Consider the following 25,409-nt stretch of genomic DNA (forward strand, 5'->3'; position numbering starts at 1 on the left):
GCCGAAGCGTTCCTCGACATGGTCGAGCTCTCGCTCGTCAAAATCCCGACACGACCGTTAAGCAGCTACAGCGTGAGTTCAAAATCCTTCTTCAAAACGATCTCGCCATCGTGCTTAACGACGTACGACGCCTTGTAGGTGCCTTGATCCCAGCCGTTCGCAGGACGCTTTCTGCCTGCAAACAGCATGACCTGCGCCTTGTTCTTGTCGAGCGGAATTGCGTGATTTTCAGCGATGACGTGCCCAGAGGGATTTGTAACCGCGAGCCATTGTGTGTCGCCCGCCTTGAGACCTATCGTACGGATAAAGGCAACTATCGCTGGAGCTTCGATCGTGGGCAGTTCTTTTTCCGCGGCTCCGCCCTCGATGAGATCCATCGTGACCGGACTGTTTGTGAAGCCGGCATTCAAGATCGCCCGCTTCTGATACGCCAGTTGCTCGCGAAGTGAAGGGTCCCAGAGAAACTCACCGCCATCACAAGCGCCTGACGGCGCGTCGTATGCGAATGGATCGGCAATCCTGCCCCGATGCCTGACGGTGAAATGGAGATGCGGATACTCGGTCAATCCCGAAAGGCCAACTTGTCCGAGCGGCTGCCCCGCCTGCACGAGATCGCCGGGCTTCACCTGCAGGCTGCCGTTGGCCATGTGGCAGTATTGCGTTTCCCAATGGTCTGGATGCTCTATGACGACACCATTGCCGCATTCGATGTGGCGGACCGCTTCACGCGCCGATTTGAGAAAAGAACCATCCGGGATACCGTCGCGGGCGCGGAGAACGCGGCCGCTTGCGGAAGCCAACACATTCACACCAGCCCGCTGCGCATCCAATGAACGCAGACGAAAATCCGTACCGTTGTGGCCGTCATACGTCAGCGTCCCGCATTTGTAATCCTTTGCCAGCGATGAGGAATCGACATCAACGTAGTTTTGGATACTGCAGGTGCGGCCCAGATCGCAGGCCACAGGCATTTTCAACTGGAGGTTCTCCGCAACCGCGCTGGAGATAAACGCAAGTATCGAGCCGCCAACAGCGCAAAGCTTGCGGAAGACCGACCACATCGCGAAACTTTGTGCTTGTGTTAACGGCTTGCTCATTGATCGCATGCCTGATGCCGTCCGACAGCCGGACCGTACGTTACTGCCCTAATGAGTTCTCTCACCCAGCCGAGGAGCCGACATGCCTCGGCCCACCGCCTTTTCGCGCCGCCCCGCGCCGAATGGTGACAACGTGAGATGATAGAGCAGGAAAAACTCGGAACGCCGATTGATTCCCAACTTCAGCATGATCCGCTTAGTATAAGTCCTTACTGTCGCTTCCGTCAGACGAAGATCCGCTCCGATCATGCGCGGGCACTGCCCTTGAAGAATGCGCGCTATAATTCTCTCCTCCGCCCAGTTCAGGCTGAACGCGGATGCGATCCGCTCAGCTCCCGACACTTCGTCGAATTGCGGCACGATGACCAGGACTTTCCCCGCGTCGCAATGCGCGGGCACTGCGCCGATCCTGGCAAAGGCAAACTGCTGACGGTCAGTGGAGAGAGCCACCGTTGTGTTCAGCCATCCCTGACCGTCATGGGACATCAACGTCTCCCGTAGTGCCTCTTTCAGATTTTCAGTCACCCAGGCCGTCAAACCTGCGAGCGTGCCGCGCTCTACAATGAGAAGCTTGCCTTCCGTCAGGAGAGTTCGTCCGCTCCGATTCAGTTCATGCACGCGCAGATACTCATCCACAACGATGGCGGGATAGATCAACTCTTCCAGCCATGTTTGAAGATCAGTGCGCCGAGGCGGTGGCGAGGCAAGAGCACAGGCAGTTTCCCACATCATGCGAACTGCCCGCGCCAAGCAAGGAATCTCGGCCGGAAGAATCGGCGCCGGTCGCCATCCCGCCACAAACACGACAGTCACTCCGTCGCCGGAGGCAAACCGCCCTATGACCGAATGACTCTTGGCCCCCGGCTCCGATCCAATCAGTTTTCTCACGAAGGTGGTGCGCGCATTGACAGGTTCGATAACGGTACAATCCGTATCCGCTCCCTTCCGCGCCATTCGCGCGACTGTCATTGCGCACGAGGGATCAATCGTTGCTCGCCCGATCCGGGCCTCATCCAGTTCCGCGTCGGCACGAGACATAGTGGCGACATAGCAATTGCTGCACTCGAGCAATTCGGTGACGGCACGTCCGAACTGCTCCATGACCGCGCGACGCGCAGCCTTTTCCCGATTGGGCCATGGCGGCAGCTGTATCGAGAGACGTTCCACATTATGAAGGGATTGCGCGCGTTCGGCGCGGTCAAAATGGCTCCCTCGGGAGGGCAGTGCTTTGCTGTTCTCGTACACCTGCGTCTCCCTCGGCAATGATCGCGGCCAGCTTCATGCCGGCCGTTAACTCTCCCTGAACGCGCGATGTATCCGCAGTTTCATCGGCTGCAGTAAATACTCCGCAAAGGTTCTTTCTCCCGTCTCGACGAATATCTCGACGGGCATGCCGGGCAACAACGATGACAGATAGGGAGCGGTCTCTGTTTTGTGTTCCAGTTCAACTTCCGTCATGTATGACGCGACACCGGTCTTTGGATCGACCAAAGCATCGGCCGCCACTGTCACGATCTTTCCATCGAGCAATGGTCTGCGACGGGTATTGAGCGCGTGAACGCGCATCACCAGCAGGATCCCCGTTCCGATCAGGGCGATGACGCCGTACCACGGGTGCAGAAAGAAAAGAATGAGAATGAACATCGGAAGGAACGGAGCGTCGATCAGCGCTGCAACGGTTCCACTCGACAAAAAATTTCTCAACTCGCGGACCTTGACGAGATCGTGCGTCCTGCCGTCGCCGCGTCTGGCCGTATTTGCAATGGTGCTTTCAAGAACAATTGGTGCGACGTAGCGCTCAAATCCGACCGCGAAGCGGCTAAGCAGCCGACCGCGAAGCGTATCGCAGTGTATCGATACCGGCACCGCCATTCAGCGTATCGGCACCGTCACCGCCGCTGATGTTGTCGTCGCCAGCGTCGCCGAAAAGTTGGTCATCGCCTGTTCCGCCATCGATCGTGTCATTGCCCGCGTTGCCATGCACCGTGTCGTTGCCGGCATTGCCGGACAGATTATCGTCACCCGCGCCGCCGTTGACGATATCGTCGCCGTCGCCGCCCAAAATCGTGTCGATGCCGGCATTGCCGTTCAACGTATCGTTGCCGGTGCCGCCATCGATGGAGTCATCGCCCGCCCCGCCATTGACGAGGTCATTGCCAGCCAAAGCGGTTATCGTGTCATTGCCAGCCAGACCGTTGATCTCATCGTCCATTGCTGTGCCAGGTAATACATCGTCGCCTGGCGTTCCATTGATAAGCATGATGTTTGTTCCCTGTGCTTTGACGTTCACAAGGCAAGCCGGCTCCCGGCCCGTTATGGACGCCGTGGATTTCGAGGACACGAATTCCATTCCTTTTGATGGAATTCGACGGGGGCAACGTGGATTATTGGGAGGCGCTGCGGCAATCCCCATTTGGTGACAAAAGTGTAGGGAGATACCGTTGCATCGTCCGGCAATTGACCCGCACGCCAAGGGCCAGGAATCTCACGCGCTCGCACGACTAGCCGGTCAGAACTTCGCGGCCTTCATCGTTGCATCGGAAACCGCCATGGCGGGAAAACATTTTTATCAAAGCAAACTAGGCCGAGTACTCCGAGCCGAAAATCCGCGGATACTGAAATAGCGGTGAAATACTTATTGATCCGGACGAACTTCCAACCGCTTCCGATTCAGTATCCTGATCGTTGCGACGACGGCGACAAAAGAAAGCAGTGTGGCCAGACCGAACAACGTCCCGTATCCGAGAGTATCCGCAATCTTTCCTGAAATCATCGATCCGGCAAAATAGACGATGAGCTGGGCGCATGCGAGGATTGTAAAGTCCGTGCCCGGCTGCTCTTTCGACGCCGTTGCCATAAACAAACTATAGAGCGCAACGATTTCCATGTAGCGAATCAACGTCTGGAAACCCGCGGCTCCGAAAATCGGCACGATCCCGGTGATGAAGCCCAAGGCGTGCGCGGCGAACAACGCAAAGCAAACCGTTCTAAGAAAACCCAGAAGTCCCAGCGTCCAGCCGGTGCCAAATCGCTGCAACAGGACAGCGGCGATGGCTGCGCCGGCCAGCCCCGCCGTCGTCGCAGCAATCCCGGACAGGTAACCGATCTGGGTAAGCGGCACGCCCGCATCGACGAGGTAGGAGCCCTCCATAGCCTTTACTAAGCCTTCGCTCATCCGGTAGATCAGCGCGACCCACAGAACATCGCGAACCTCTCGCCGGCGAAAGAAAGCTTTCAAAGACGGGCGATCAACTGCCTGTCCGCCCGTAGGCGCTGGACCTTTTTCCTGCATGGCAAATGCGGCGGCGAGCGGGATAAAGCAAAATGCCGCGATTGTCAGGAGCATCCCGGTCCAGCCGATGCGAGAATAGAGAACAAGCCCTAGCGTCCCACCTATGACCACGCCGAACGCGACAGATCCGCCTTGGATGGCATTGCCGACCGCGCGATCCTCCGGTGCAAGATGTTTTGCGGCGTAGCCGTCTGTCGCGATGTCTTGCGTCGAGATCAGCAACGAACCGAGCATGCCCACGCCTATAATGGCCCAGACATTGGTAGGGCCAAACGGGATCAGGCACAGAATGCTGATGATCACGCCAGCCTGAGTGACAATCACCCACCCCGCTCGATGCGACCGCGCGAATGGGCGAACGCGATCGACGTAGGGCGCCCAGAAGAACTTCAGTAACAGCGGCAGAAACCAAAGACTGAGATAGGCAATCGCGGTTCTGGGGACGCCAGCCTCGCGCATGATCGGCGGCAATGCAGCCGCAAACAGGTATGAAGGAATTGCCTGCGCAAGATACAAACCGGCGAGGACGGAAAAGAGTCGCTTTCGGCCATGGATCGCAGGCGTAGCGGTGGCAGAAATTCCCGACATCACGCAGCCGGCGCGTAGCTGGACAGAAAATCGCGGGCGGCGCGCTCATCCTGAAAGACCCGGGTCGGCATCGACCAAAGCTTTTGAAACGTTTCCTCCATCTTTCTGGTCGCGTCCGGCCTGACGATCGCGATGGCAAGACACCGCTCGGAGAGGCGACTTCGCGTGGCCTTGAACCAGAGCGCCTGCTCGCGTTCTCCAGCGGCCGAGAGCCTGCCCCCGCCTCCGAACAGTGTGAGAAGCATGAACGGATCCTCGCGATTTCCTATCCCGGAGAGCGCTGTGAGATAGTCACGCTCATCTGCCTCCGTGTAGGGAGGCAGAAAGCGTAACGTCAAAAGCAGCTGTCCGACTTCGAGGCTAACCATGTCGATCCATCACCTCAGAAAGTTCTCCGGTAGCCAACCGTGGCGGTCCGGCCCCACGAGTAAACATTCAGATTGCGTACCGACGTTGCCGTTGGATTGACAAGCGGGGTGTCGAACAGGTTGTTGACGGCAGCGTAGAGCTCTCCGCCCTGCCAGGGACCGCTGATAGCCGCGTTCATCGTCATCCCTCCACCGATTGGATAGATGGTTCCGGCCGTGTTGATGGGAACATGGCGTCCGGTGTACCCCTCACCTTCCAGCCTGACCTTGATGCCGTTGTCGAAACGGTAATCGGTGAAGATCGTGCCCCGGAACGGCGTTGCTATGCGGTTGTTGGGAAGCCAGCTCTCGAGGGAGCCGTTTCTGTCGCTGTCATAGCGACCTTCGCGATACCCAAGGACTGTACCGAACGACAGCTGGTTAGTGACAGCCATTTCGCCGATAAACTCGACACCGTAGATCATCTCCTTCTGCTGAGAGATCTTGTTCGTCAACGGATCGAAGGTGACCCCCTGCTCAGAGGTGCTGACAAATCCGGTCAGGCTGCCCTTGAAGCGCTCATCCCCGCCCCGAATACCCAGTTCATAATTGTTGACGACCTGCGCTTCGGGCGCAATCGACGTATAGCTGATCGTCTTCCCTCCTGGCGGAGTACAGTTCGGGTTCACGATCGGACAGGCATACGCTGTGCTCAGGCCAGCACGCCGCGTATATGCACCGACATCTGGCAATGCGAAGCCCTGCGAGAACCCACCGAAGATCTCGGAACGATCGTTGAGCTTGAACGTCGCACCGGCATTGTACGTCGGCGATGCGTATTCATACTGACCGCCTATGACATTGAGTGGCGGCAGCACGAACGCAAAGACCGGTGACAGCGCCGCATAAGCCGCCGGCCGGACGAAATTATCCACCTTCAGATCGAAATGCTCGTAGCGGACGCCGCCGCGCACGGTCAGTCTGTCAGTAACCGGCACCTGCAACAGCGCAAATCCGGCCGTTGTCGTCTGCGTAAGAGGCGTGAACACGTCCTGACCGTTCGTCAGCTCCTGCGTCGTCTTCTCATATATAACGTCACTGCCCCATGTGAGCTTCGCGCCGCTCCAGATCCGGTCGAGCGGCGTATCTATCGACAGGTTCACGCCGCCGCGATCCGAAAACAGCGTGGTCTGGTTGAACGGGCTGGTTGGGCTGGCTGGATTGCCGGAATAATAAACGGGATTGTTATAGGGGAAAGAGAACGCCGAATAATTGAAGCGCTTCTTGATGTTGTTATAGAAGCCGACGACGTTGACATTGCCCAGCGCAAAATTGGCATCATTGTAACGCGCCGAGAACGAGCGCGTATCCTCGAGCACGCTCTCACCCGTATAAGGTTTGGTGAAATCCGGCCGTGCATAGGCGCCCGAGTAGTTGGTCAGATACTGCGGACGCTGGTCGAGATAGATGGAGGTCGCCGAGACCTCAAACCGCTTCCCGTTGTCGAAATCCTTGCCTATCTTGGCGAGGAAGTTGCCGCTGATGAAACGGTCGCCGCCACCCTGGCCCAGCATTCCGTCCGACGACAGTTCGCGACCATAACCATCATAGGTCTTCTGTGCGCCCCGGCCGGTGCCAACGAACACATAATCGATTCCGTCGGTGTTCTTGCCACTCACCGTTGCCGACATTTCCGGGGCCAGCGAGCTGCCAACATTAGCCGTGAAGGCGCGCAGGGCCGTGTTCACCGTGACCCGGGGCGGGCCGGCCTGAGCCTTCTTGGTGATGAAGTTGACAGTGCCGCCTGTGGCGCCCGCCCCATAGAGACTAGAAGCGCCTGCAACCATCTCGATCCGCTCGACCGAGTTCAGGTCGATCAAGGCAAGGATACGGGACACATCCCGCAGCGGGGTATTAAGCGGCACGCCGTCAAGCAGCACGAGAAGGTCGCGGCCGCGATAGGTTTCAGATGCGCCCGAGATGGTTTGAGTGGAGGAAGAAAAGCCAGGAAGCAGTTTCGCGAGTGCGGCCGAGGCGCTGCCGCTCTGCTTCAACTGGTCCTCGATCTGCTGCTGACCCACGATTTGAACAGACTGCGGAATATCGGAAATGGACCTCTCCGCGCGCGCTGCTGTGACGGTGATCTCGTCCAGCCGGGAGGTGTTCTGAGATTGCTGGGAGTGCGCCTGGGAAGACATTGCGGTCACGGCAGCAACCAGGATCGGGTAACGGATACGCATTTTGGCTCGCATTGTTCGATCGAGTTTAGCGGGTCATGAGAAGCTTGAACCAGCGCGCCAACGATCCCCAATTTAGAACCATTGTATTTGTTAATGACGCTTTGCTTCTTTTTACTCTCTCACGGCCCGTCTATTCTTTCGGTACGCGATTGCTTGATCCGCTTTCTTGGACTCGCATTTCAAATACACAGACTGGAGCGAACGAATTCACCTTGATCCTGACGATGTGGTAAAGCAGCGACAACTCCGGTCCGAGTCAGATGCAGATCTCGCACCGGACCCTTCACTTCATCCTGTCTGGATGGTTGCTGACGACATCGACGAGGCGCAACGCACGCGGCTGGAGCAGCACCTTCCTTCGAAAAGCGCTCTGCGCGGCTCTCTCGGATCGTTCCAATCTGCACCGTTCAAATCAAAAGCGATCCTGCGGATGACGCCGGACCTCGGACTGATGTCTTGCTTCGAACCTGCGGCACGTTCAGTCATGCCGCAAAGCAAGACCCGAAAAATAGTCGTGATCCGGCCGTCGGACGGAATCCTCGTTGCCGAGCAACAGGACCGGCGAATGACATGCTTCCAGCGCGAAGCGATTATCCTCGACGCAACCGAGGAAACGACATTCATCGCAACCGGCGTGAGCCGCTTTGACTGCTTCATTTTGTCGGAAGCAGCCGACCCGCAGAGGATCGTGAACATCAACAGGATGGAGCGCATCAACCAGGATAACGGAGCATTGATCGTCCTTGGTCATTATGCAGCGGCGCTTATGCGAGGGCTGCTGCCGATGGATTCAGCTGCTCTCGCATCGCTCGCAACAGATTACATGCGTAGTCTTGTTTCAGCGATGATCGATATCGCCAGGCTCACGCCAGATCTTCCACGAACCGGGCTTAACAGGACGCAGCCCAGTCTGATCGCCATCAAGGCGGATATCGAGGTACGACTCGCCGAAAAAGATCTGTCGCTGACCGGCTTCGCAACAGCGCGGAGCGTTACTGTCAGGCATCTTCAGAAGCTGTTTGAAGCAGAGGGCCGGACGTTCTCGGATTATGTACTTGAACGCCGACTTGAGCGAGCCCGCCAACTCCTGCTCAATTCCGCTGCCGCTCCGCGGCCGATCAGCACCATCGCCTTTGATCTGGGTTTCGGTGACCTGTCGTACTTCAATCGCACCTTCAAGAAGCGGTTCGGGATAACACCCCGGGAAACCCGGGCGCGAAGCATCGCGTTGGTCAATGCGAGCGACGCCACGGACTAACTGGGGCCTGCGGCGCCCAGGCATCGAACTATGGCTCAATTCGTCAAACCTGAAGTGTATCGCCACCCTTGAGATGAAGGATTTCACGGGCTTCGTCAGGCGAGGCGACTTCGAGTCCGAGCCCTTCGATGATCTTGCGAGCGAGACGAACCTGTTCGGCGTTAGACTCCGCCATACGACCCGGCGCAGCCCACAGCGAATCCTCGAGTCCGACGCGAATGTTGCCCCCCATCGCCGCGGCCATCGCCGCGATCGGCAACTGGTTACGTCCTGCACCCAGCACCGACCAAACGTACTGATCACCGAACAGCCGGTCAGCGGTCCGCTTCATGTGAAGCACGTCTTCCGGATGCGCCCCTGTACCACCCTGCAATCCGAATACGGTCTGCACGAACAACGGAGCCTTCACCAATCCCTGATCGAGGAAATACTTCAGGTTATAGAGGTGCGCGGTGTCGTAGCACTCGAACTCGAAGCGCGTCCCGCTTCCGGACAGCTTGCTCAGCACATACTCGATATCCTGGAACGTATTGCGAAAAACGATGTCCTTGTTCTCGACGTGCTTGCGCTCCCACTCATGTTCAAAGGTCTTGAAGCGGTTGAGCATGCCGAAGAATGCGAAGTTCATCGAACCCATGTTCAGCGACGCGACCTCCGGCTTGTAGAACTCAGCCGGCCGGACCCGCTCATCCACCGTCATCGTCGGCGAGCCGCCCGTCGTTAGATTGACCACGGCATTGGAGCGCTGCTTGATGACCTTGAGAAACGGCGCGAACGCTTCCGGGCTTTGATCAGGCTGACCGGTTTTAGGATTACGCGCATGAAGATGGACGATGGCCGCACCCGCCTCAGCGGCGCCGATGGCCGCGTCGGCGATTTCCTGCGGTGTCACCGGAAGCGCCTTTGACATCGAAGGCGTGTGAATCGCGCCGGTCACGGCGCAGGTGATGATGACTTTTCGGCTCATTTTCTTGTCTCTTTCTTCTGCAATCGCTGATGAAATCAGTCGGTCTGTTTGGCCTTGTGCGCGACCAGGGCCGCGAGCCGTTCATTACGGCGGGCTGTCAACTTTGCAACACGATCCGTCGTCGGTTGATGCGGCCATGCCGCAATAACGCGGTCGACGTTTGGGCTGGTATAGACCTCGGGTCCGGCTGCTTCCGCTGCCAACTCCTTATAGAAGCCTGTATAGCGCGCGCAATAATCCGGGATACCGCCGGGCGCGTTCAGCTCGATGGTTTCGAACGGACCAAGAAACGACCACCGCAATCCAAGGCCATTTTTGACGGTGTGGTCTAGATCCTCTGCCGACATATAACCCTCGCCCACCAACCGAAAGGCTTCAGCCAGAAGCGCGCCTTGCAGCCGATTGAGGACGAAGCCGTTGATCTCCTTGTTGACGGTGACCGGCACCTGTCCAATGGCGCGGTAAATCTCGCGCGCACGCGATACGGCCTCAGGCGACGTCCACGGCGCACCGCAAAGCTCGACCAGCGGCACAAGATGCGGCGGATTGACCGGATGGCCGACGAGGCATCTGGCACGGCCCTTCAGATTTTCCGTGAAGCGCGAGGCGACAATCGCGGAAGTCGACGATGCCAGCAAAGCATCCGGGGCAGCAAGGCGATCGAGCTCTGCAAACAGCGCGATTTTTTCCTCGATTTTCTCGGGACCATTTTCCTGGACGAACTCCGCGCCCTTCAGGGCATCGGCAAGATCCGACGCCACCGAAATCCGTGCCATCGCGCCTTCGGGATCGTCGGCAAGGCCGTGGCGGTTTAGCGCCCTCAGTTCCTTGCGGATCAAGCCGGGTGCCGCGCTCAGCGTCGGCGCGTGTGAATCGGTGAGCCGTACGTTCCAGCCGGCGCGAGCGAAGATCGCCGCCCAGGCTCGCCCGATCAGACCAACTCCGACGATCGCGACGTTTCTTTTGCTATTAGGCATACTTGTTCTTCCGTCTCTACAGCCACAGTACCTTGCGCCGCAGATCGAGATCGTCGCGCAACGCCTTCGATGGACCTTCGTGAATGATGCGCCCTCGCTCCAGCGCTACGGTCGTATCCGACAGAGCCAGCGCGAGATCGAGATGGTGATCGACGATGATAATCGCGACTTCCTTGCGCAAGCGATCGAACGCCTCGAACAATTGCTCGACGACGGCGGGTGCAAGACCTTCGAATGGCTCATCAAGCAGCAACACTCGCACGTCACCCGACAGCGCACGCGCCACGGCAACCATCTGCTGTTCACCGCCGGACAGATAGTCCGCCGGACTGTCCAGCCGCTCGCGAATACGCGGGAAGTACTCGTACACCCGTTCGCGAGTCCAGTGCACGCCGTTGCCGGTTTGCCGCTTTAGTCCGCCGAGCTCGAGATTGTGCTCCACGCTCATGCCGGCGAACAGCCCCCGCCCCTGCGGCACATAACCGATGCCGAGACGCGCACACTCTGCGGACGCACGTCCGACCAGTTCAGCATCGGTCAGACGGATCGAGCCCTTCGAGGCTGGCGCGATACCGACCAGCGTCTTTAGCAAAGTCGATTTTCCTGCTCCGTTGCGGCCAAGCAGTGCGATGATCTCATTGTTATGCAGCGTGAAGTTCACGCCATTGAGAATGTGACTCTTGCCGTAGAACGTATCAACTCCATCGACAGTGAGCAAAGCGCTGGCCTTCGCCGAGGTTTCTCGCGGCTTTGCAGCGACGGCTGCTGCGCCAGATCCGATATAAATTTCCTGCACCTTCTTGCTGCTGCGCGCATCCTCGACGCTTCCGTCGAGCAGCACGCGCCCTTCATTCATCACGGTCACATGATCGGCAAGAGCAAAGACCCGATCGATGTCGTGCTCGACCAGCAGTACAGGCAGATCCGACGAGATGCGCTTGATGATTGCGCCGATACGCTCGCGCTCGGCAGCGGCAAGTCCCGCGAGCGGTTCATCGAGCAGAAGCACGCGAGGTGCGGTGGCCAGCGCGACGCCCATATCGAGCAATCGCTGACCACCGTACGACAGCGCACCTGCTTCGGCCTTCTCGATTCCCGCGAGGCCGAGATAGCGTATGACCTCGTCGGTTTCGCGATTGATGGCGTCGATCGACAACGCATTGGTGAATGGATCAAACCGGCGTGGATGCCGCGCCTGCACCGCGAGGCGGACGTTCTCGCCGACACTTAATTCCGGAAAAAGATTAGTGATCTGAAACGAGCGACCGATGCCCGCTTCGGCAATCTCTTCGGGCGTATGGCCGGCGATAGGCTTACCCATCAAGGTCGCTTCGCCTTCATCCGGCGGGAACATGCCGGACAGGAGATTGAACGCCGTGGTCTTCCCAGCGCCATTCGGGCCAATCAAGGCATGCAGCGTCCGGTCAGCGACAGAGATATTGATTCCTTGCACCGCCTTGATGCCGCCGAAGCTCTTCACCATGTCGCGAGCGGCCAGCACTGGACCTTCCACGACGCCTTTTGGTCGCAGGAACTCCGGCAACGGCAACGCCTCGACCTTGCGCGCCGACATCGCTGCATCCTCGGTCACTTTCTTGCGGAACGGCGCAAGGAGTTTCTCGCCCACGCCAATCAGGCCCGTGGGTGAGAAAACGATGAAACCGACGAAGACCAAGCCAAGCCAGAGCAGCCAGTTTTCGGTGTAGATGCCAAGAAATTCGCGAAACAGAATAAAGAACAGTGCACCCAGCGCGGGGCCGAGGAAGCTGCGCATGCCGCCTATCACGACCATCGCCAGCAACTCGCCGGAGAAGGCAACCGAAATCGGATCGGCTGATGTCATCCGATTTTTGTAAAGCAGGAGGATGCCGGCCAGTCCGGTCAGCGCTGCTGACAGCGTGAACGCTGCGAGCTTGTAGCGGTTGGTCGGATAGCCGAGAAAGCGCGCGCGCTGTTCGTTTTCGCGGATGGCCACCAGCACGGTGCCGACGGTCGAATTATGAAAGCGCCACAGCAGCACCAGCACCGCAAAAGCGATCGCCGCGACGAACCAATAATAGGTGGTCGATGAATCCAGATCGAGACCGAGGATCGCGGGCCGCACGATGCCGCCGAGGCCATTCTCGCCGCCAGTCACGTCGGTCCAGCGGAATGCCACCGAATACAGCATCGCCGCCAGCGCCAACGTCAGCAGCGAGAAATACACCCCACGCCGCCGCAGGATGAGAAATCCGAACGGCACCGCGACCACGACGATAATGAGAATGGCCCCGATCGCCGGACCGAAGAACGATCCAGGCATTACATCGCGCTGAAGCAGGCCCGCCGCGTAGGCCGCCAGCCCGAACCATGCGCCGTGGCCGAACGACACCAGCCCAGTGTGGCCGACCAGAATGTTCAGCCCCATGCACGCGATGCCGAACACCACGACTTCCGTCGCCGACGTCATCGTCAGGCCGAGCGCGATCAGCACCGGCGGCAGCACAAGAAGACCGATGGCCGCGATGACCAATTGAACAGGAATGCGTCGGAACATGACGGATCACCTCACTCGAAGCGGGTGATGCGTTCGCCGAACAGGCCGCGCGGCCTGAACACAAGCACCAGAAGCATGAGGAGGTAGATCGCGGCTGTGGACGCCGCGGAGTAGCCGATGCCGACCATCACGCCTTTCACCAGTCCAACCAACAATGCCGCGACAACGACGCCCCAGAAAGATCCGAGTCCGCCGATCACCACCACGACGAAGGCCGGCGTGATGATTTCGTTGCCCATCGCCGGATGAACCGCATAGATCGGCGCGAGCAGCACGCCAGCCAGCCCCGCAAGGCCAATACCGAGCGCCGCGACTGCCGACATATAGGGCTGCAAGGAGATTCCGAGCGCGCCCACCATGTCCGGGTTCTGCACGCCTGCGCGCACGACGCGGCCGAACGCGGTCATCCGCAACAGCACCCACAGCCCAGCGACGCAGGCGGTAGCGATGCCGAGCAACACGACGCGGTAGAACGAATAGATGAAGGTGCCGACCACGACCTGCCCGCGCAACTCCTGCGGAATCGAATAGGACAGCGGCGGCGCGCCGAAGATCATGCGCAGCGCCTGCTCTGCGACCATCGCGAGCCCAAATGTCAGAAGCAGCGAGAGAATGGGATCAGACCGATAGAATCGCCGGAACAGCAGCCGCTCGATCACCACGCCAAGCAGCGCGACCGCCACCGGCGACAGCACCAGCGCGCCGCCGAATCCGAGGTAAGGCGAGATCACTAGCGTCAGATAGGCGCCAATCGCGAAGAATGCGCCGTGCGCAAGATTGACGATGCCGCCGAGCGAGAAGATCAACGAGAGACCGAGCGCGATCAGCAGATAGTAAACGCCGTCGAGCAGTCCGTTGAGAATCTGCTGCGCGAGCAATATGCCGGACATTGTCGTCGCCCCGCAATCGATGGACCACGCATCGCGCGTGCCGGAAAACAAGGAAGGGTGAAGAGTGCGTCCTCCGGGATCACCCGGAGGAGCGCATCAAGTTGGCTTCAAGACGGGAACGTACAACTGTTCTCTTCTTTGGTAGCCGCGATGATTTCGAGATCTTCGTTCGGACCGGGCACGGGACCGCTCGACGAGAAGATATCCCACTGGTTTTTGACCTGAGCCGCCGGCAGCGCCTTCACCGCATACATCTCGTGCATCAACTGATGATCCGAGGCGCGGAAATAACCCGGCCGCGTCTTCAGGAGATCGAACTTCGCGCCCTTCTCGAAATGCGCGATGATCTTCGGCGATTCCGCCGACTTCAGCTCGTTGATGGCCTGCGCCACGATCTTGGTGGCGACGTAGTCGCCCCACGCCTGGTTCTCCGGCGGCTTGTTGTACTTCTTGGTGAAGGCTCCGACGAAAGCCTTGGAACCGGGCGTGTCGATGAGGTGATGCCAGACCACAGGCCATGTACCGACGAAATTGCCTTTACCCGCCGCCCACGCCAGCGCGGTATCGAAACCGAAGCCGCCGACCGGATAGGTCAGGCCGAACTCGGCATACTGCTTGAGGAAATTCGTGATCTGGTTTCCGGCGAGATTGATCACGACGAGGTCGGGCTTGGAGTCACGTATTTTGAGCAGGTACGCCGAGAAGTCCGTAGCGTCAGTCGGCACGAGGTCATCGCCAGCGAACTGGCCGCCATTGCCTTCCATGAATCGCTTGGCGACCCGCAGCAGGTCGTGCCCAAACGCATAATCCGCTGTCAGCGAGTACCACTTCTTGCCCTTGACCAGCCCCTCCTGAAGGAACGAGCGACCGACCGTCTTCACGTACATCGAGTTTTGCGATTCGACGTGGAACATGTAGCGCTGGCAGTCCTTGCCGCGCAGCGCATCGGAATTGCCGCCAGTGTTGATGAACAGCGTCTTGTTGCGCGACGCTACCTGCGCAATGGTGAGGCACGACGCCGACGAAATCTCGCCGATGATGCAGGCGACCTTGTCGCGCTCGATCATGCGCTCGGCCTTGGTGGAGGCGGTCTGTGGATTGACCGAGTCTTCCTTCAGCAGCTCGACCTTGCGGCCCATCATGCCACCCGCCGCGTTGATTTCCTCGACCGCGAGATCGGCCGCCATCACGGCGTATTCGCCGAGCGGGCCGAGAAACCCGGTGCGCGGCGTCAGGTGACCAATGCGAATGACATCGGCGGATTGCGCCCGCAGGATCGACGGCGCAGAAATTCCAGACACCAGCGCGAGGCCGCCGGCGGTCTTCAGCAACGTACGTCGCGTGAATTTGTCCTTGGTCGACATAAGCCATCCTCCCTGTGACGGCCGCGTTTCGCGGCGCTTATTTCCGGCTGGGCGTTGCGCGTTTGTTGGGGCGCTTATATCGCTTGCCGTGATCTGTGATCACATTTAGACTGACAAAGGAAAACAGCGTTGTCGAGTCCCTTGTTTCGCTTTTTGTATATCCCGCAGGATCAACGGTCATGAACCGCCCCGCCGCGCTTGATCTGGTTGAGCCGCTCGATCGGCAGACGTTGGGCGGACGTGCCTATGCGCAACTTTCAGATTTGCTGATTTCCGGCCGGATGGCGCCCGGCGAGAAAATCTCGCTTCGTCAGGCGGCTGAGGTGCTCGGTGTCTCTATCATGCCGGTGCGCGAAGCCGTCTCCCGGTTGGTCGCAGACGGCGCGCTCGAAGTCACCCCCAACCGTGCGGTCCGCGTGCGATTGATGACCGCAGCACAGTTTCGCGATCTGACACAGGCACGCATCGCAATCGAAGGCCACGTGGCGGCTCTCGCCGCCGGAAATCGTAACGACGACGACCTCAAGGCGATTGCACGCGCGGAGGCTGCAATGCGCTCTGAGAGCCGCGCCGCCAAGCCGAACCTACCCCGCGCGGTCGAACTCAATAAATCGTTTCACTTCGCGGTGTATGAGGCGGCGCACTCGGCCACCCTGGTGGACATCATCCGCGCGCTTTGGCTCAAAGCCGGGCCGGTCATCAATCTCGACCTGCGCGCCAATCCCGAGCGGCTGGCGAAGGGCGATGCGGTACGCTTCCACGCCAGGGTGCTCGCTGCCATCAAGGCAGGCGACGAAGCCGGCGCGCGCGAAGGAGTTGCTGCGGATATCAGCAACGCGGCAGAAGTCATTCTGTCGCGCGGCGGTCTTGCTGAACCATAACCGGAGATTTCATGAACCTCGACATCAAGGGACTCCGCGTGTTGGTGACGGCGGGCGCTAACGGGATTGGCCTCGCCATCGCGCGAGCCTTTGCAGGAGAAGGCGCAAAGGTTCACATCTGCGACGTGGATACCGAGGCACTCGCAGCGCTGAAAACAAGCGATCCGGCGCTGACGCAAACCGTGTGCGACGTTGCGGATCGGGACTCGGTGAAGGCGCTGTTCGCGGAAACCACAACCGTCCTCGGCGGCCTCGATGTGCTGGTCAACAATGCCGGCGTTGCCGGACCGACTGCGAAGGTGGACGAGATGAATCCCGAAGACTGGGATCGCTGCCTTCAGATCTGCCTGACCGGACAGTTCAATTGCGCCCGGCTGGCTGTGCCATTTCTGCGTGAAAGCAAAAATGCATCCATCGTCAATATTTCTTCAGCGGCCGGTCGCCTCGGCTTTGCCATGCGGACGCCCTATGCGGCGGCCAAATGGGGCGTTATCGGATTTTCGAAATCGCTGTCCATCGAACTGGGCCCGGACAACATCCGCGTCAATGCAATCCTGCCCGGCCTTGTCGCCGGCGACAGGCAGCGGCGCGTGCTGGAAGCAAAGGCGCAGCAACGCGGCATCTCGTTCGCGGAAATGGAGAAAACCGCCTTCTCCTACACATCGATCAAGGACTATGTCACGCCGCAGGAGATTGCCGACCAGATCGTTTTCATGTGCAGCCCGAAGGGCCGGACCATTTCGGGCCAGGCAATCTCGATCTGCGGCGACACGCAAATGCTCGGCTAGGCGATAGATCTCGCCGAGAACGTCATCGCGCTTCCACGAGATATCTCGGCAGTCAGACTGTGACGCATCTCGGCTGGGCACCCTCAATCTGCAACCGATGCACCTGAGTTCGTCGACGCAAGAAAATGCTGCAACGATTGCCGCTGCTGCTCGATGGAGCTCTGCCTGTCCCGGAGTTCCGAAGGTGCGGTCCAGCCCGGCTCTATCCCCGCCATGTCCGGCAATTCATGCGCGATGCCCTTGTGGCAATCAATGCAGGTCCGCTCCCCAGAAACCAGATACCGCGCATGAATCTCCGCGGCTCGCCGCGTCTGCTTGGTGAAATCCATGGCAATGGTGGAATGACAATTCCGGCATTCGAGTGAGTCGTTAGCCTTGAGCCGCGCCCATTCGTGCTTGGCGAGTTCGAGGCGCATGTCGAGAAACTTCTGCCGGGTCGAGATCGTACCGAAGATCTTGCCCCAGACCTCTTTTGAGGCCTGCATCTTGCGCGCGATTTTGTCGGTCCAGTCGTGAGGCACGTGACAGTCAGGACATGTCGCGCGGACCCCGGATCTGTTCGTGAAATGGATGGTCCGCTGAAACTCCTGACGTTGTCGTGCATTTCGTGACAGGACGTACAGAGCTTTTCCGTGTTGGTGATTTCAAGCGCGGTGTTGAACCCCGCACAGGAAGCCGCCAAGCGTCAGGAAGCCAAGACTGAAGTAGGTGCTCGGCCGGCTCGCGATCCTCCAGAACCACAGCAGCAGAGCTTTCAATCTCGCCATGTCGCTCTCACTGCTTGGGGTCGCGGACCAGAAGCATGTCCTGGAACGTATTCGGCACAAGCGGCCCTGCGCCGCATCAAGGACCTCAATGTTCCGATGCCCGTCATTGTCATCACCGGGCACGGCGATGTCCCCCTCGCCGTCGAGGCGATGAAGCTGGGTGCGTTCGATTTCCTGGAAAAGCCATTCGACGATGAAGCGATGGTCACCGCCGTCCGGCTCGCGCTCAACCGTTCCAAACAAGCCGAGAAGGCGAGCGCGGATCGCGCAGATCTTGACAAGCGCATCACCTCGCTGTCGAGCCGAGAGCGAGACGTGCTCAATGGTCTGATTGCGGGGCATTCCAACAAGATCATTGCCGCGAATCTCTCAATCAGCCCGCGTACGGTGGAGATCTATCGAGCGAATGTCATGACCAAGATGCAGGCGGAAAGCCTGTCCGAACTGGTCCGCATGGCGATCACCGCAGGATTGGCCGGCTCGGACTGATCCCGATCGAAATCTTGACACAGATCAAGACAGCTCCCGCGCGGATGTGGCGTATGAATTGATCGCCGGACCAAACGCGGCGCAGTTGACCGGTCGCCACATGGGACAGATGGACATCGCCGCGCCGAAGACGATCCTTGTCGTGGACGACGATGCGGCACTGCGCAATTCCCTGGAATTCAGTCTTGGCATCGAGGGTTACGACGTTCGCGCTTACGCCAGCGGGTTCGCGTTGCTCGCCGAGGCCGACTTCCCGGAAAGCGGATGCGTGATCATCGATCAACGTCTACCCGACATTCAAGGTCTCAAGCTGATCGACGTCCTCCGTGAACGCGCGATCATGCTACCGGCGATCCTCGTGACGACGCACCCGACACCCGCGCTCCGCCGCCACGCCGCAGTGGCCAATGTGCCGATCGTCGAGAAGCCTTTCCTCACCGGGATGCTGTTTCAACGGATCAGCGCCGCGTTCAAATAGCTCGCATAAATAGCGCGCCGTCTGCAATCGCGCCGGACGGCGCAAACCTCCAGACTCCGATCTCCGCCGGGTGAAAGTACAGGAATTACTCGGTAATTTGCATTGAAGGCACCGTGCACAATGGCCCGCCGAGAGGGTGAAAATGAGGGCTGGTATACGATTGTTATGTATACCAACTTGCGCTAGACACTGGCGCCCCTTCCCCGAAGGGTTTTTCCCCTGTGATGTTTAAGGGTCTGGCCTCGCCGTTCCTTTGCCCAGGCAGGATTTCTGATGTAGCGGACCTTCCCCGCCCGGCTTCGGTTGTGGCGTTAAGGCATAAATTTTGGACGAGAGAGCATGGCGCGCAATATTCTGATTCTTGGAGCCTCGTATGGCTCACTGCTGGCGACAAAGCTGCTGATGGCCGGTCACAACGTGACCCTGGTTTGCCGGACGAAGACTGCAGAGCTCATCAACCGCGAGGGTACCGAGGTTCGCATCAAGTTGCGTGATGAGCCGGCGCACCGCTCAATCTTTTCACGCGATCTGCCCGGGAAGCTGGACGCGACCTCGCCCGACAAGGTCGACCTTTCCCGTTATGATCTGGTTGCTCTTGCCATGCAGGAGCCGCAATACACCAACCACACGATCCGCGTTCTGATGATCAAGATCGCCGCGGCGAATCTGCCTTGTCTTTCGATCATGAACATGCCGCCCCTGCCCTATCTCAAGCGGATTCAGGGACTGGCGGGCATGGACCTCGAAGAGGCCTATACCAATGCGCAGGTATGGGAACGGTTCAAGCCGGGACTGGTGACGCTTTGCTCGCCTGATCCTCAGGCCTTCCGTCCGCCGGAAGAAGCGGCGAATGTCCTGCACGTGGGCCTGCCGACAAACTTCAAGGCCGCGACGTTTGAAGATGAAGCTCACAACAAGTTGCTGCGCGAGCTGGAAGCGGACATCGACGCAGTGAGGCTGGACGGCCGGGACGTCCCCGTGAAGCTCAAAGTGTTCGATTCGCTGTTCGTCCCGCTGGCGAAATGGTCGATGCTGCTGACCGGGAATTACCGCTGCATCACGCCGGGCGACCCTCAGCCAATCCGCGAGGCAGTGCACGGTGACTTGAACCTCTCGAAGTCGATCTACAACCATGTCGATGCGGTTGCCCGAAAGCTCGGTGCGGATCCCGCAGATCAGGTACCTTTCGAGAAATACGCCAAAGCGGCGGAAAGCCTTCTCAAGCCGTCGTCGGCGGCACGCGCGGTGGCCAGCGGTGCGCCGTTCATTGAGCGGGTCGATCTGCTGGTGAAGCTGATTTCGCATCAGCTGGGCATGCCCAATGCTGAAATCGACCGCACGGTCCAAGTCGTTGATCAAAAACTCAGCGAGAAGATCGTGGTGGGTGGATCGAGCGCATAAACAAGCGGTTGGGCCATTGAGTTCGAAGAACGGCTCGACTTGGCATCTTCGCGGGTGTCGCCGATCGCATGGTCGGCATCCCGCACGTTTAGACTTTACGTTGCAGGGCTTTCAGGCTCGGCGGTTGGCTGAGCTGAAGTTTTGCCTGATCAAGTTCCTCATACTTGTTAGATAGCGAGGACTTCCCCAATCCGCCCGCGAATGAGCTCCCGCTCCTCGGGCCCGATCGCCGTCGCAAAGCTCACGTCATATGCGATCATTGCCGGCCGCTTAAGAACGACGATGCGATCGCCAATTTCCAGCGCCTCGCCGATGTTATGCGTGATGAACACCGCCGTCTTTCCATTTTCCTTGACGAGTTTCACAAACTCCGCCCGCAACCGAGTGGCAGTCATTTCGTCGAGCGCGGAAAACGGTTCGTCGCAAAGAAGAATGCTCGCATTCGTGGCAAATGCGCGGGCTATCGAAACCCGCTGACGCATGCCACCGGAAAGAGCGTGTGGATAGTCGTTCTCGTGACCTTCCAGTCCCAGTTTCGTCAACCAGAGCTGCGCTGTTGCTCGACGCTCGGCCACTGGTGTATCGAGCATCTCAAGACCTAATTCGACGTTTTGAATCGCCGTTCGCCACGGCAAGAGCCGATCGTTCTGAAAGACGATGGCAATCTTTCCGCGAAACGAGTCAAAATCTGAAAAGGGATTGCGCCCGCTGACCCGAACGTCACCGCTGGTCGGTTCGGTCAAACCCGCAATCATGTTGAAGATCGTCGACTTGCCGCAGCCAGTCTTGCCGAGGATGGCCAGCATCTCACCGGACTTGACGTCAAGGTTGATCCGATCGACGGCGCGATAGCCGCCCTTCGAGCCCTCTTTGCCAAAAACCTTTGAGACGTTACCCAGATGGATCGCAGGCGTTGTCGTCTCGATGATAGCACTCATATTGCACGCTCCGAAACAGCCCGATAGCGGAAGGCCACATTCTCGATCAGAGTCAGCGCCGCCTGAACGATCAAAACAAAGAAAACCAACTGCAGAGTCCAGGCCAGCGCACCTGCCATATCAAACAGTTGCTGCTGCTGGAGCAATTGATATCCCACTCCTCCCGTCGCACCGACAAGCTCCGCCACCACAACGACGCGCGACGCATTACCGAGATTCACCTTCCACGCCGTCAGAATGTCGGGGAGAACCGCAGGAGCAATCATGACCCGGAACAGCTTCATTCGCGTGGGGCGGAAGCTGAACACCATCTCCATCAGATCCTTTGACATTGCGCGCAACGCGCCAAGAACCTGAAATGCAAAGGCGGGAAGCGTGGTCATGACCATGATGAAGAAAATGCGAAACTCGACCCCGTGAAACCAGATGATAGCGAACACGACCCACGAGAGCGCGGGAATGCCCTGGAACAGCGTCAGAATTGGCGACAGGAATTTGTCAACGGCTGGCGACCGCGCCATTAGCAACGCGAGCACGCCACCAATAATAAACGCTCCTGCCAGTCCGGCGAGAATCCGCAAGACCGTCGCGAGGACGTCTGCAAACAATACTCCGCTGGAGAGAATATCCAGGCAACGCCAGAATACATCAATCAGCGACGGAAACAGGAAGCGCGGAAAGAACAACGAGGCGAACTGCCATAGCGCAATGACCACCACAAACGGGAGGACAGACATGCCCAGGCGCTTTGCCGCCGACAGCATGCGTGCTGACGGCGACAGAGAAACGTCATCTAAGGTTTGGTCGCTCACTTACCCTGCCTCTTGTAGATCGTCGATGGATCCGGATCTGCATTTAGGAATGCAATCGACTTGCCGGCGGAATAAACTGACTTGATTTCCTTTTCGACATCAGAAGCCCACTTGACGTTCATCCCAAGTCGGTCGTTTGCCCGAATAAGCTCGCCAATCGCCTTCTGATCGTCAGGCGAGCCCTTGACGGCTATCAGCTTTGCAGCGTCATCCGGATGAGTTGCAACCCATTCGGCGGCTTCCTTGTAAGCCGCGAACAGCTTCTTCACGAGTTCTGGATTCTTCTCCGCCCAAGCCGAATGCGCGGCGACGCCCAGATATGGAATGTTGCGGCTGCCTGTGAATTTCTTCCAGCTCTCCGCAATGCCGATGTCAATCGTTTTGATACCCGGCTTTTTTGAATGCAACGTGGTGTAAGCGGGTTCCCAGAGCTGAACGGCCGTTGCGCGATCAGCCAGCGCGTAGCCGACGAGACCGGGCGTTGCAGTGTTAACGACGGAGAACTTCGCAGTATCGGCACCTGCTTGACGCGCGAACCAATCGAACATGACGTAGTTCGTCGTTCCCTTCGCCGCCGCAAGATCCTTGCCTTCCAGATCCTTCAGCGTCTTGATCTCCGGTCGCGATGTCACCACCGAGCCCCAGAAGTCAAAAAGATTGAAAAGATAGGTCACTTTAACGCCGCGCGTATCCGCGAGACCAACCGTCAACAGAGCCGCACTGCCGCCAAGCTGAAATTCGCCTGAATTGAACTGCGCAGTGTAGGCATCCGGGGTCCGCTCCTCGAACTTGATACGAAGACCATGCTTCTCATCCAGTTTGTGGGCCTTGATGACGGGCGGCAGAAACGCGCCCAGTGATGGAGCTCCGAAAACAACGATAGTGAGCTCTGCCGGCGCCTGAGCACGAACCGGGGCGCTGACCAGCAGCATGGAGATACAAGCGAGGCTCGTGAAGAACTTGCGGGTTATCATGTTATCCCTCCAGGTTTGTTGCTTTTTAGGGTCTTATTTATTGGTGTTGTTAAGCTTCAGAACGTCGCGGACGGTTTCCGCAAAAGCATCCGGTGCCTCCACGCAAGATATGTGAGCGGCATCAAGTGTCACGAGATCAGCCTGCGGAATCGCCGCAACGATTTCCTCGGCGCGCGCAGGCGGCGTCGATGGATCGCGTTGTCCAGCGATGACACGCACCGGGCATGAAATCCGTGACAGATTCGGCAAAACATTCGTCGTCGCCAATACTTCGCAGCAGCCTGCGTATCCGGCGGATGACGTGCCCGCAATCATCGCTGCGAGTTCGAGTACGCGCGACTCATGTTTGTCGCGGTATCCAGACGTCACCCAACGCTCCAGAGATGGCTGTACGAACGAAGAAACTCCACTCGAACGCGCGGTCGCAGCGCGATCACGCCACATCGATTCGGGCGGAAAATTTGCAGCCGTGTTAGCGAGAACCAGTCCGCTGATACGATCCGATGCGTGGATGCCGAGCCACATCGCAGTCAAGCCGCCGAGCGAAACGCCGCATACGACGGCGTGCGGAATTTCAAGTGTATCGAGAACGGCGAGCACATCCTTGCCCAGCGTTTCGATCGTATAGCCGTTTATCGGCGCATCTGAACGTCCGTGGCCGCGCGTGTCGTAGCGCACCAGGCACGCATGAGGTCCGAGACGTTCCGTGACTTCATCCCACATTGCAGAAGATGCTGCGAGCGAATTGCTGAAGACGATGGCCGGCTTGTCCAAAGCCCCCGATACGCTCACCGCAAGCCGGACGCCCGGTTCGACCTCGATATTCTGTACGTCTCGTACGGCAATGATCATATCTGCCGTCCTACTCAGCCGCGCCCTGAGCCGGCACATCGAATTCCTTGCGCAGCGAAGTGAAGAATTTGGCTACCAAATGCTTCGATACGCTTCCCAGAATGCGCTGGCCCACGCCTGCAACAAGTCCACCGATTTCGCCAACACCTTGATAAGTCAGCTTCGATACATTCGGACCTTCCGCCGTGATCTCAAACCGGGCCATGCCATTGCCGTGTCCAAGCGTACCTGCGCCGGAGACCTTGATGCTGCAGGTCTTGGGTGGCTCCTTGTCCGAAAGCGCGATCTCGCCTTCAAACGAGCCTCCTACAGCGGCGACGCGCAACTGCATGTCGACCTTGTACGTATCGGGCGAGATTTCAGTCATGTTCTTGCAGCCTGGGACACAGCGCGTCAGCACGGTGGGATCGTTGAGCGCGACCCAGAGTGCGTCAACGGAGGCCTGGATTGTTTCTGTACCGCCGATGTCGAGCTTCATGATGCCTCCTCAGATTCCGAAAAGACGCTGAGCGAGGCCACCGTTGATCGCGGCGCGCTCGGAGTCGGAAAACTGCGTGTCCGCGACGATCTTGAGCGGCGCCAGATCGCCAATTGGAAATGGCATGTCAGACCCCATCATGATCCGGTCGGCACCTACAACATCCGCCAGGAAACGTAGTGTGCGCGTGTCTTGAACGATGGTGTCGTAATAGAGCGCGGCAAGTGCCGCATCGGGGTCACCGAGCTTGTCCTTGTCGAGCGAATAATTGCGCCGCAAGCGACCAATCACGTACGGCAACGCTGCTCCACCGATACCCGCAACAATCTTGGCATTCGGATAACGTGTGACGGTGCCGGAGTAGATCAGCCGGGACATGGCGATCAGCGTGTCGGTGATCCGACCGACGGCGTTGGCCATCCCGTAATCATGAACGCGGTCATCGCCGCTCTCGAAAACAGGATGAATGAAGATGATCGAACCCAGTTCGTTTGCAGCCTCCCAGAACGGAGCCAATGTGGGGTCGTCGAGCACCCCGCCTTTGCCTTTGGGCTGAGTGCCGATCATGGCGCCCCTGAATCCCGAAGCATGAGCTTCGCGCAACACTTCCGCAGCAAGCGTCCCGTTCTGAAGCGGCACCGTCGCCAGGGGGATAAACCGCGGTTCGCTCTTGGCGGCCTGCGCAAGGTGAGAATTGATCAATCGGGACCAGCGCGCGCCTTCTTCCGCGGGTGTTTCATAACCAAACATATCGAGCCAGCCGCCGACGACCTGACGCTCGACCTTCTGTGTATCCATCCACTGCAGGCGAGCAGGCACATCACTGAGCGGCTTCGACACCGGTCGGGTCGGCTTGCCGCCGGCGAACGAAAACCCGAGGCTTCCACCCTCCTCGATCAGACGAATCGAAGGAAAGTTCGCGGCCTGCGAGCGGATCGCATCCAGCAAGCTTGGAGGAACAAGATGAGCGTGGCAGTCGATAATCATACAGTTAG

At 58.7% G+C, this 25,409-nt stretch carries 23 protein-coding genes and 2 pseudogenes; 6 read left to right on the top strand and 19 right to left on the bottom strand.

What is annotated here, in order from left to right:
- Positions 1-65: 65 nt before the first annotated feature.
- The 7 genes from YH63_RS01160 to YH63_RS01195 all read right to left on the bottom strand — a co-directional run bounded on the left by YH63_RS01160 (position 66) and on the right by YH63_RS01195 (position 7,564).
- Positions 66-1,097 carry a M23 family metallopeptidase gene (locus YH63_RS01160; RefSeq protein WP_246657986.1) on the bottom strand — a complete coding sequence of 344 codons (1,032 nt, stop codon included), beginning with the start codon at positions 1,095-1,097 and terminating at the stop codon, positions 66-68.
- A 48-nt stretch (positions 1,098-1,145) separates the two neighbouring features.
- A complete protein-coding gene (locus YH63_RS01165) occupies positions 1,146-2,342 on the bottom strand; it encodes a helix-turn-helix transcriptional regulator (protein WP_137325085.1) in 1,197 nt (398 codons plus the stop codon).
- 45 nt (positions 2,343-2,387) lie between these two features.
- Positions 2,388-2,969, bottom strand: a complete 582-nt coding sequence (locus tag YH63_RS21760; RefSeq protein ID WP_046829185.1) for a hypothetical protein — start codon at positions 2,967-2,969, stop codon at positions 2,388-2,390.
- On the bottom strand, positions 2,917-3,438 hold the full coding sequence (locus tag YH63_RS01180; protein WP_246657987.1) for a calcium-binding protein: 522 nt from the start codon (positions 3,436-3,438) through the stop codon (positions 2,917-2,919). Before YH63_RS01180 ends, YH63_RS21760 begins: the two co-directional genes overlap by 53 nt.
- 294 nt (positions 3,439-3,732) lie before the next feature.
- A complete protein-coding gene (locus YH63_RS01185; protein ID WP_046829184.1) occupies positions 3,733-4,977 on the bottom strand; it encodes an MFS transporter in 1,245 nt (414 codons plus the stop codon).
- Complete coding sequence (locus tag YH63_RS01190; RefSeq protein ID WP_246657988.1) at positions 4,977-5,222, bottom strand: hypothetical protein; 246 nt, start codon at positions 5,220-5,222, stop codon at positions 4,977-4,979. Before YH63_RS01190 ends, YH63_RS01185 begins: the two co-directional genes overlap by 1 nt.
- Positions 5,223-5,359: 137 nt before the next feature.
- The gene (locus YH63_RS01195; protein ID WP_046829182.1) at positions 5,360-7,564 is read right to left on the bottom strand and encodes a TonB-dependent receptor; all 2,205 of its coding nucleotides are present in this window, start codon (positions 7,562-7,564) and stop codon (positions 5,360-5,362) included.
- A gap of 166 nt (positions 7,565-7,730) precedes the next feature.
- Here YH63_RS01195 and YH63_RS01200 point away from each other — a divergent pair, with 166 nt between their 5' ends.
- Complete coding sequence (locus YH63_RS01200) at positions 7,731-8,822, top strand: helix-turn-helix transcriptional regulator (protein ID WP_046829181.1); 1,092 nt, start codon at positions 7,731-7,733, stop codon at positions 8,820-8,822.
- Positions 8,823-8,865: 43 nt separating this feature from the next.
- Here the strand turns inward: YH63_RS01200 and YH63_RS01205 are convergent, their stop codons facing one another.
- The 5 genes from YH63_RS01205 to YH63_RS01225 form a co-directional block, all read right to left on the bottom strand.
- On the bottom strand, positions 8,866-9,789 hold the full coding sequence (locus tag YH63_RS01205; RefSeq protein WP_046829180.1) for a 3-keto-5-aminohexanoate cleavage protein: 924 nt from the start codon (positions 9,787-9,789) through the stop codon (positions 8,866-8,868).
- Positions 9,790-9,824: 35 nt separating this feature from the next.
- The gene (locus YH63_RS01210; protein WP_046829179.1) at positions 9,825-10,766 is read right to left on the bottom strand and encodes a 3-hydroxyacyl-CoA dehydrogenase; all 942 of its coding nucleotides are present in this window, start codon (positions 10,764-10,766) and stop codon (positions 9,825-9,827) included.
- Positions 10,767-10,782: 16 nt separating this feature from the next.
- The gene (locus tag YH63_RS01215) at positions 10,783-13,302 is read right to left on the bottom strand and encodes a branched-chain amino acid ABC transporter ATP-binding protein/permease (protein ID WP_046829178.1); all 2,520 of its coding nucleotides are present in this window, start codon (positions 13,300-13,302) and stop codon (positions 10,783-10,785) included.
- An 11-nt stretch (positions 13,303-13,313) separates the two neighbouring features.
- Positions 13,314-14,192, bottom strand: coding sequence for a branched-chain amino acid ABC transporter permease (locus YH63_RS01220; RefSeq protein WP_046829850.1), 879 nt, complete (start codon positions 14,190-14,192; stop codon positions 13,314-13,316).
- A gap of 107 nt (positions 14,193-14,299) precedes the next feature.
- On the bottom strand, positions 14,300-15,556 hold the full coding sequence (locus YH63_RS01225; RefSeq protein ID WP_046829177.1) for an ABC transporter substrate-binding protein: 1,257 nt from the start codon (positions 15,554-15,556) through the stop codon (positions 14,300-14,302).
- A 179-nt stretch (positions 15,557-15,735) separates the two neighbouring features.
- Between YH63_RS01225 and YH63_RS01230 the strand changes: the two genes are divergently transcribed.
- Together YH63_RS01230 and YH63_RS01235 are read left to right on the top strand one after the other, a co-directional pair.
- The gene (locus tag YH63_RS01230; RefSeq protein WP_046829176.1) at positions 15,736-16,437 is read left to right on the top strand and encodes a GntR family transcriptional regulator; all 702 of its coding nucleotides are present in this window, start codon (positions 15,736-15,738) and stop codon (positions 16,435-16,437) included.
- A gap of 11 nt (positions 16,438-16,448) precedes the next feature.
- Positions 16,449-17,225, top strand: a complete 777-nt coding sequence (locus YH63_RS01235; protein WP_046829175.1) for an SDR family oxidoreductase — start codon at positions 16,449-16,451, stop codon at positions 17,223-17,225.
- A gap of 83 nt (positions 17,226-17,308) precedes the next feature.
- On the opposite strand, the pseudogene YH63_RS01240 reads toward YH63_RS01235, so the two are convergent.
- A pseudogene (locus YH63_RS01240) lies at positions 17,309-17,992 on the bottom strand (NapC/NirT family cytochrome c).
- Between the two features lie 108 nt (positions 17,993-18,100).
- Between YH63_RS01240 and YH63_RS01245 the strand changes: the two are divergent.
- From YH63_RS01245 to YH63_RS01255, 3 genes and pseudogenes are all read left to right on the top strand, one after another.
- Positions 18,101-18,481: pseudogene (locus YH63_RS01245) on the top strand (LuxR C-terminal-related transcriptional regulator); the annotation flags it as partial.
- Between the two features lie 109 nt (positions 18,482-18,590).
- Positions 18,591-18,959: a response regulator transcription factor gene (locus tag YH63_RS01250; RefSeq protein ID WP_046829848.1), complete on the top strand. Its 369-nt coding sequence runs from the start codon at positions 18,591-18,593 to the stop codon at positions 18,957-18,959.
- 339 nt (positions 18,960-19,298) lie between these two features.
- Complete coding sequence (locus YH63_RS01255) at positions 19,299-20,360, top strand: ketopantoate reductase family protein (RefSeq protein WP_046829174.1); 1,062 nt, start codon at positions 19,299-19,301, stop codon at positions 20,358-20,360.
- A gap of 167 nt (positions 20,361-20,527) precedes the next feature.
- Here YH63_RS01255 and YH63_RS01260 read toward each other — a convergent pair whose 3' ends face one another.
- From YH63_RS01260 to YH63_RS01285, 6 genes are read right to left on the bottom strand one after another with little or no spacing between them, the layout of a single operon-like run.
- On the bottom strand, positions 20,528-21,298 hold the full coding sequence (locus tag YH63_RS01260; protein ID WP_046829173.1) for an ABC transporter ATP-binding protein: 771 nt from the start codon (positions 21,296-21,298) through the stop codon (positions 20,528-20,530).
- Positions 21,295-22,110 carry an ABC transporter permease gene (locus YH63_RS01265; RefSeq protein WP_137325086.1) on the bottom strand — a complete coding sequence of 272 codons (816 nt, stop codon included), beginning with the start codon at positions 22,108-22,110 and terminating at the stop codon, positions 21,295-21,297. Before YH63_RS01265 ends, YH63_RS01260 begins: the two co-directional genes overlap by 4 nt.
- On the bottom strand, positions 22,107-23,084 hold the full coding sequence (locus tag YH63_RS01270) for an ABC transporter substrate-binding protein (RefSeq protein ID WP_083992674.1): 978 nt from the start codon (positions 23,082-23,084) through the stop codon (positions 22,107-22,109). Before YH63_RS01270 ends, YH63_RS01265 begins: the two co-directional genes overlap by 4 nt.
- A 33-nt stretch (positions 23,085-23,117) precedes the next feature.
- Positions 23,118-23,936: a 3-oxoadipate enol-lactonase gene (gene pcaD / locus YH63_RS01275; RefSeq protein WP_052753887.1), complete on the bottom strand. Its 819-nt coding sequence runs from the start codon at positions 23,934-23,936 to the stop codon at positions 23,118-23,120.
- A 10-nt stretch (positions 23,937-23,946) separates the two neighbouring features.
- Complete coding sequence (locus YH63_RS01280) at positions 23,947-24,414, bottom strand: SRPBCC family protein (RefSeq protein ID WP_046829170.1); 468 nt, start codon at positions 24,412-24,414, stop codon at positions 23,947-23,949.
- 9 nt (positions 24,415-24,423) lie between these two features.
- Positions 24,424-25,401 carry an amidohydrolase family protein gene (locus YH63_RS01285; RefSeq protein ID WP_046829169.1) on the bottom strand — a complete coding sequence of 326 codons (978 nt, stop codon included), beginning with the start codon at positions 25,399-25,401 and terminating at the stop codon, positions 24,424-24,426.
- Positions 25,402-25,409: the final 8 nt, after the last annotated feature.

Source organism: Afipia massiliensis (assembly GCF_001006325.2).
In the GTDB taxonomy this organism is placed as follows: Bacteria; Pseudomonadota; Alphaproteobacteria; order Rhizobiales; family Xanthobacteraceae; genus Afipia; species Afipia massiliensis_A.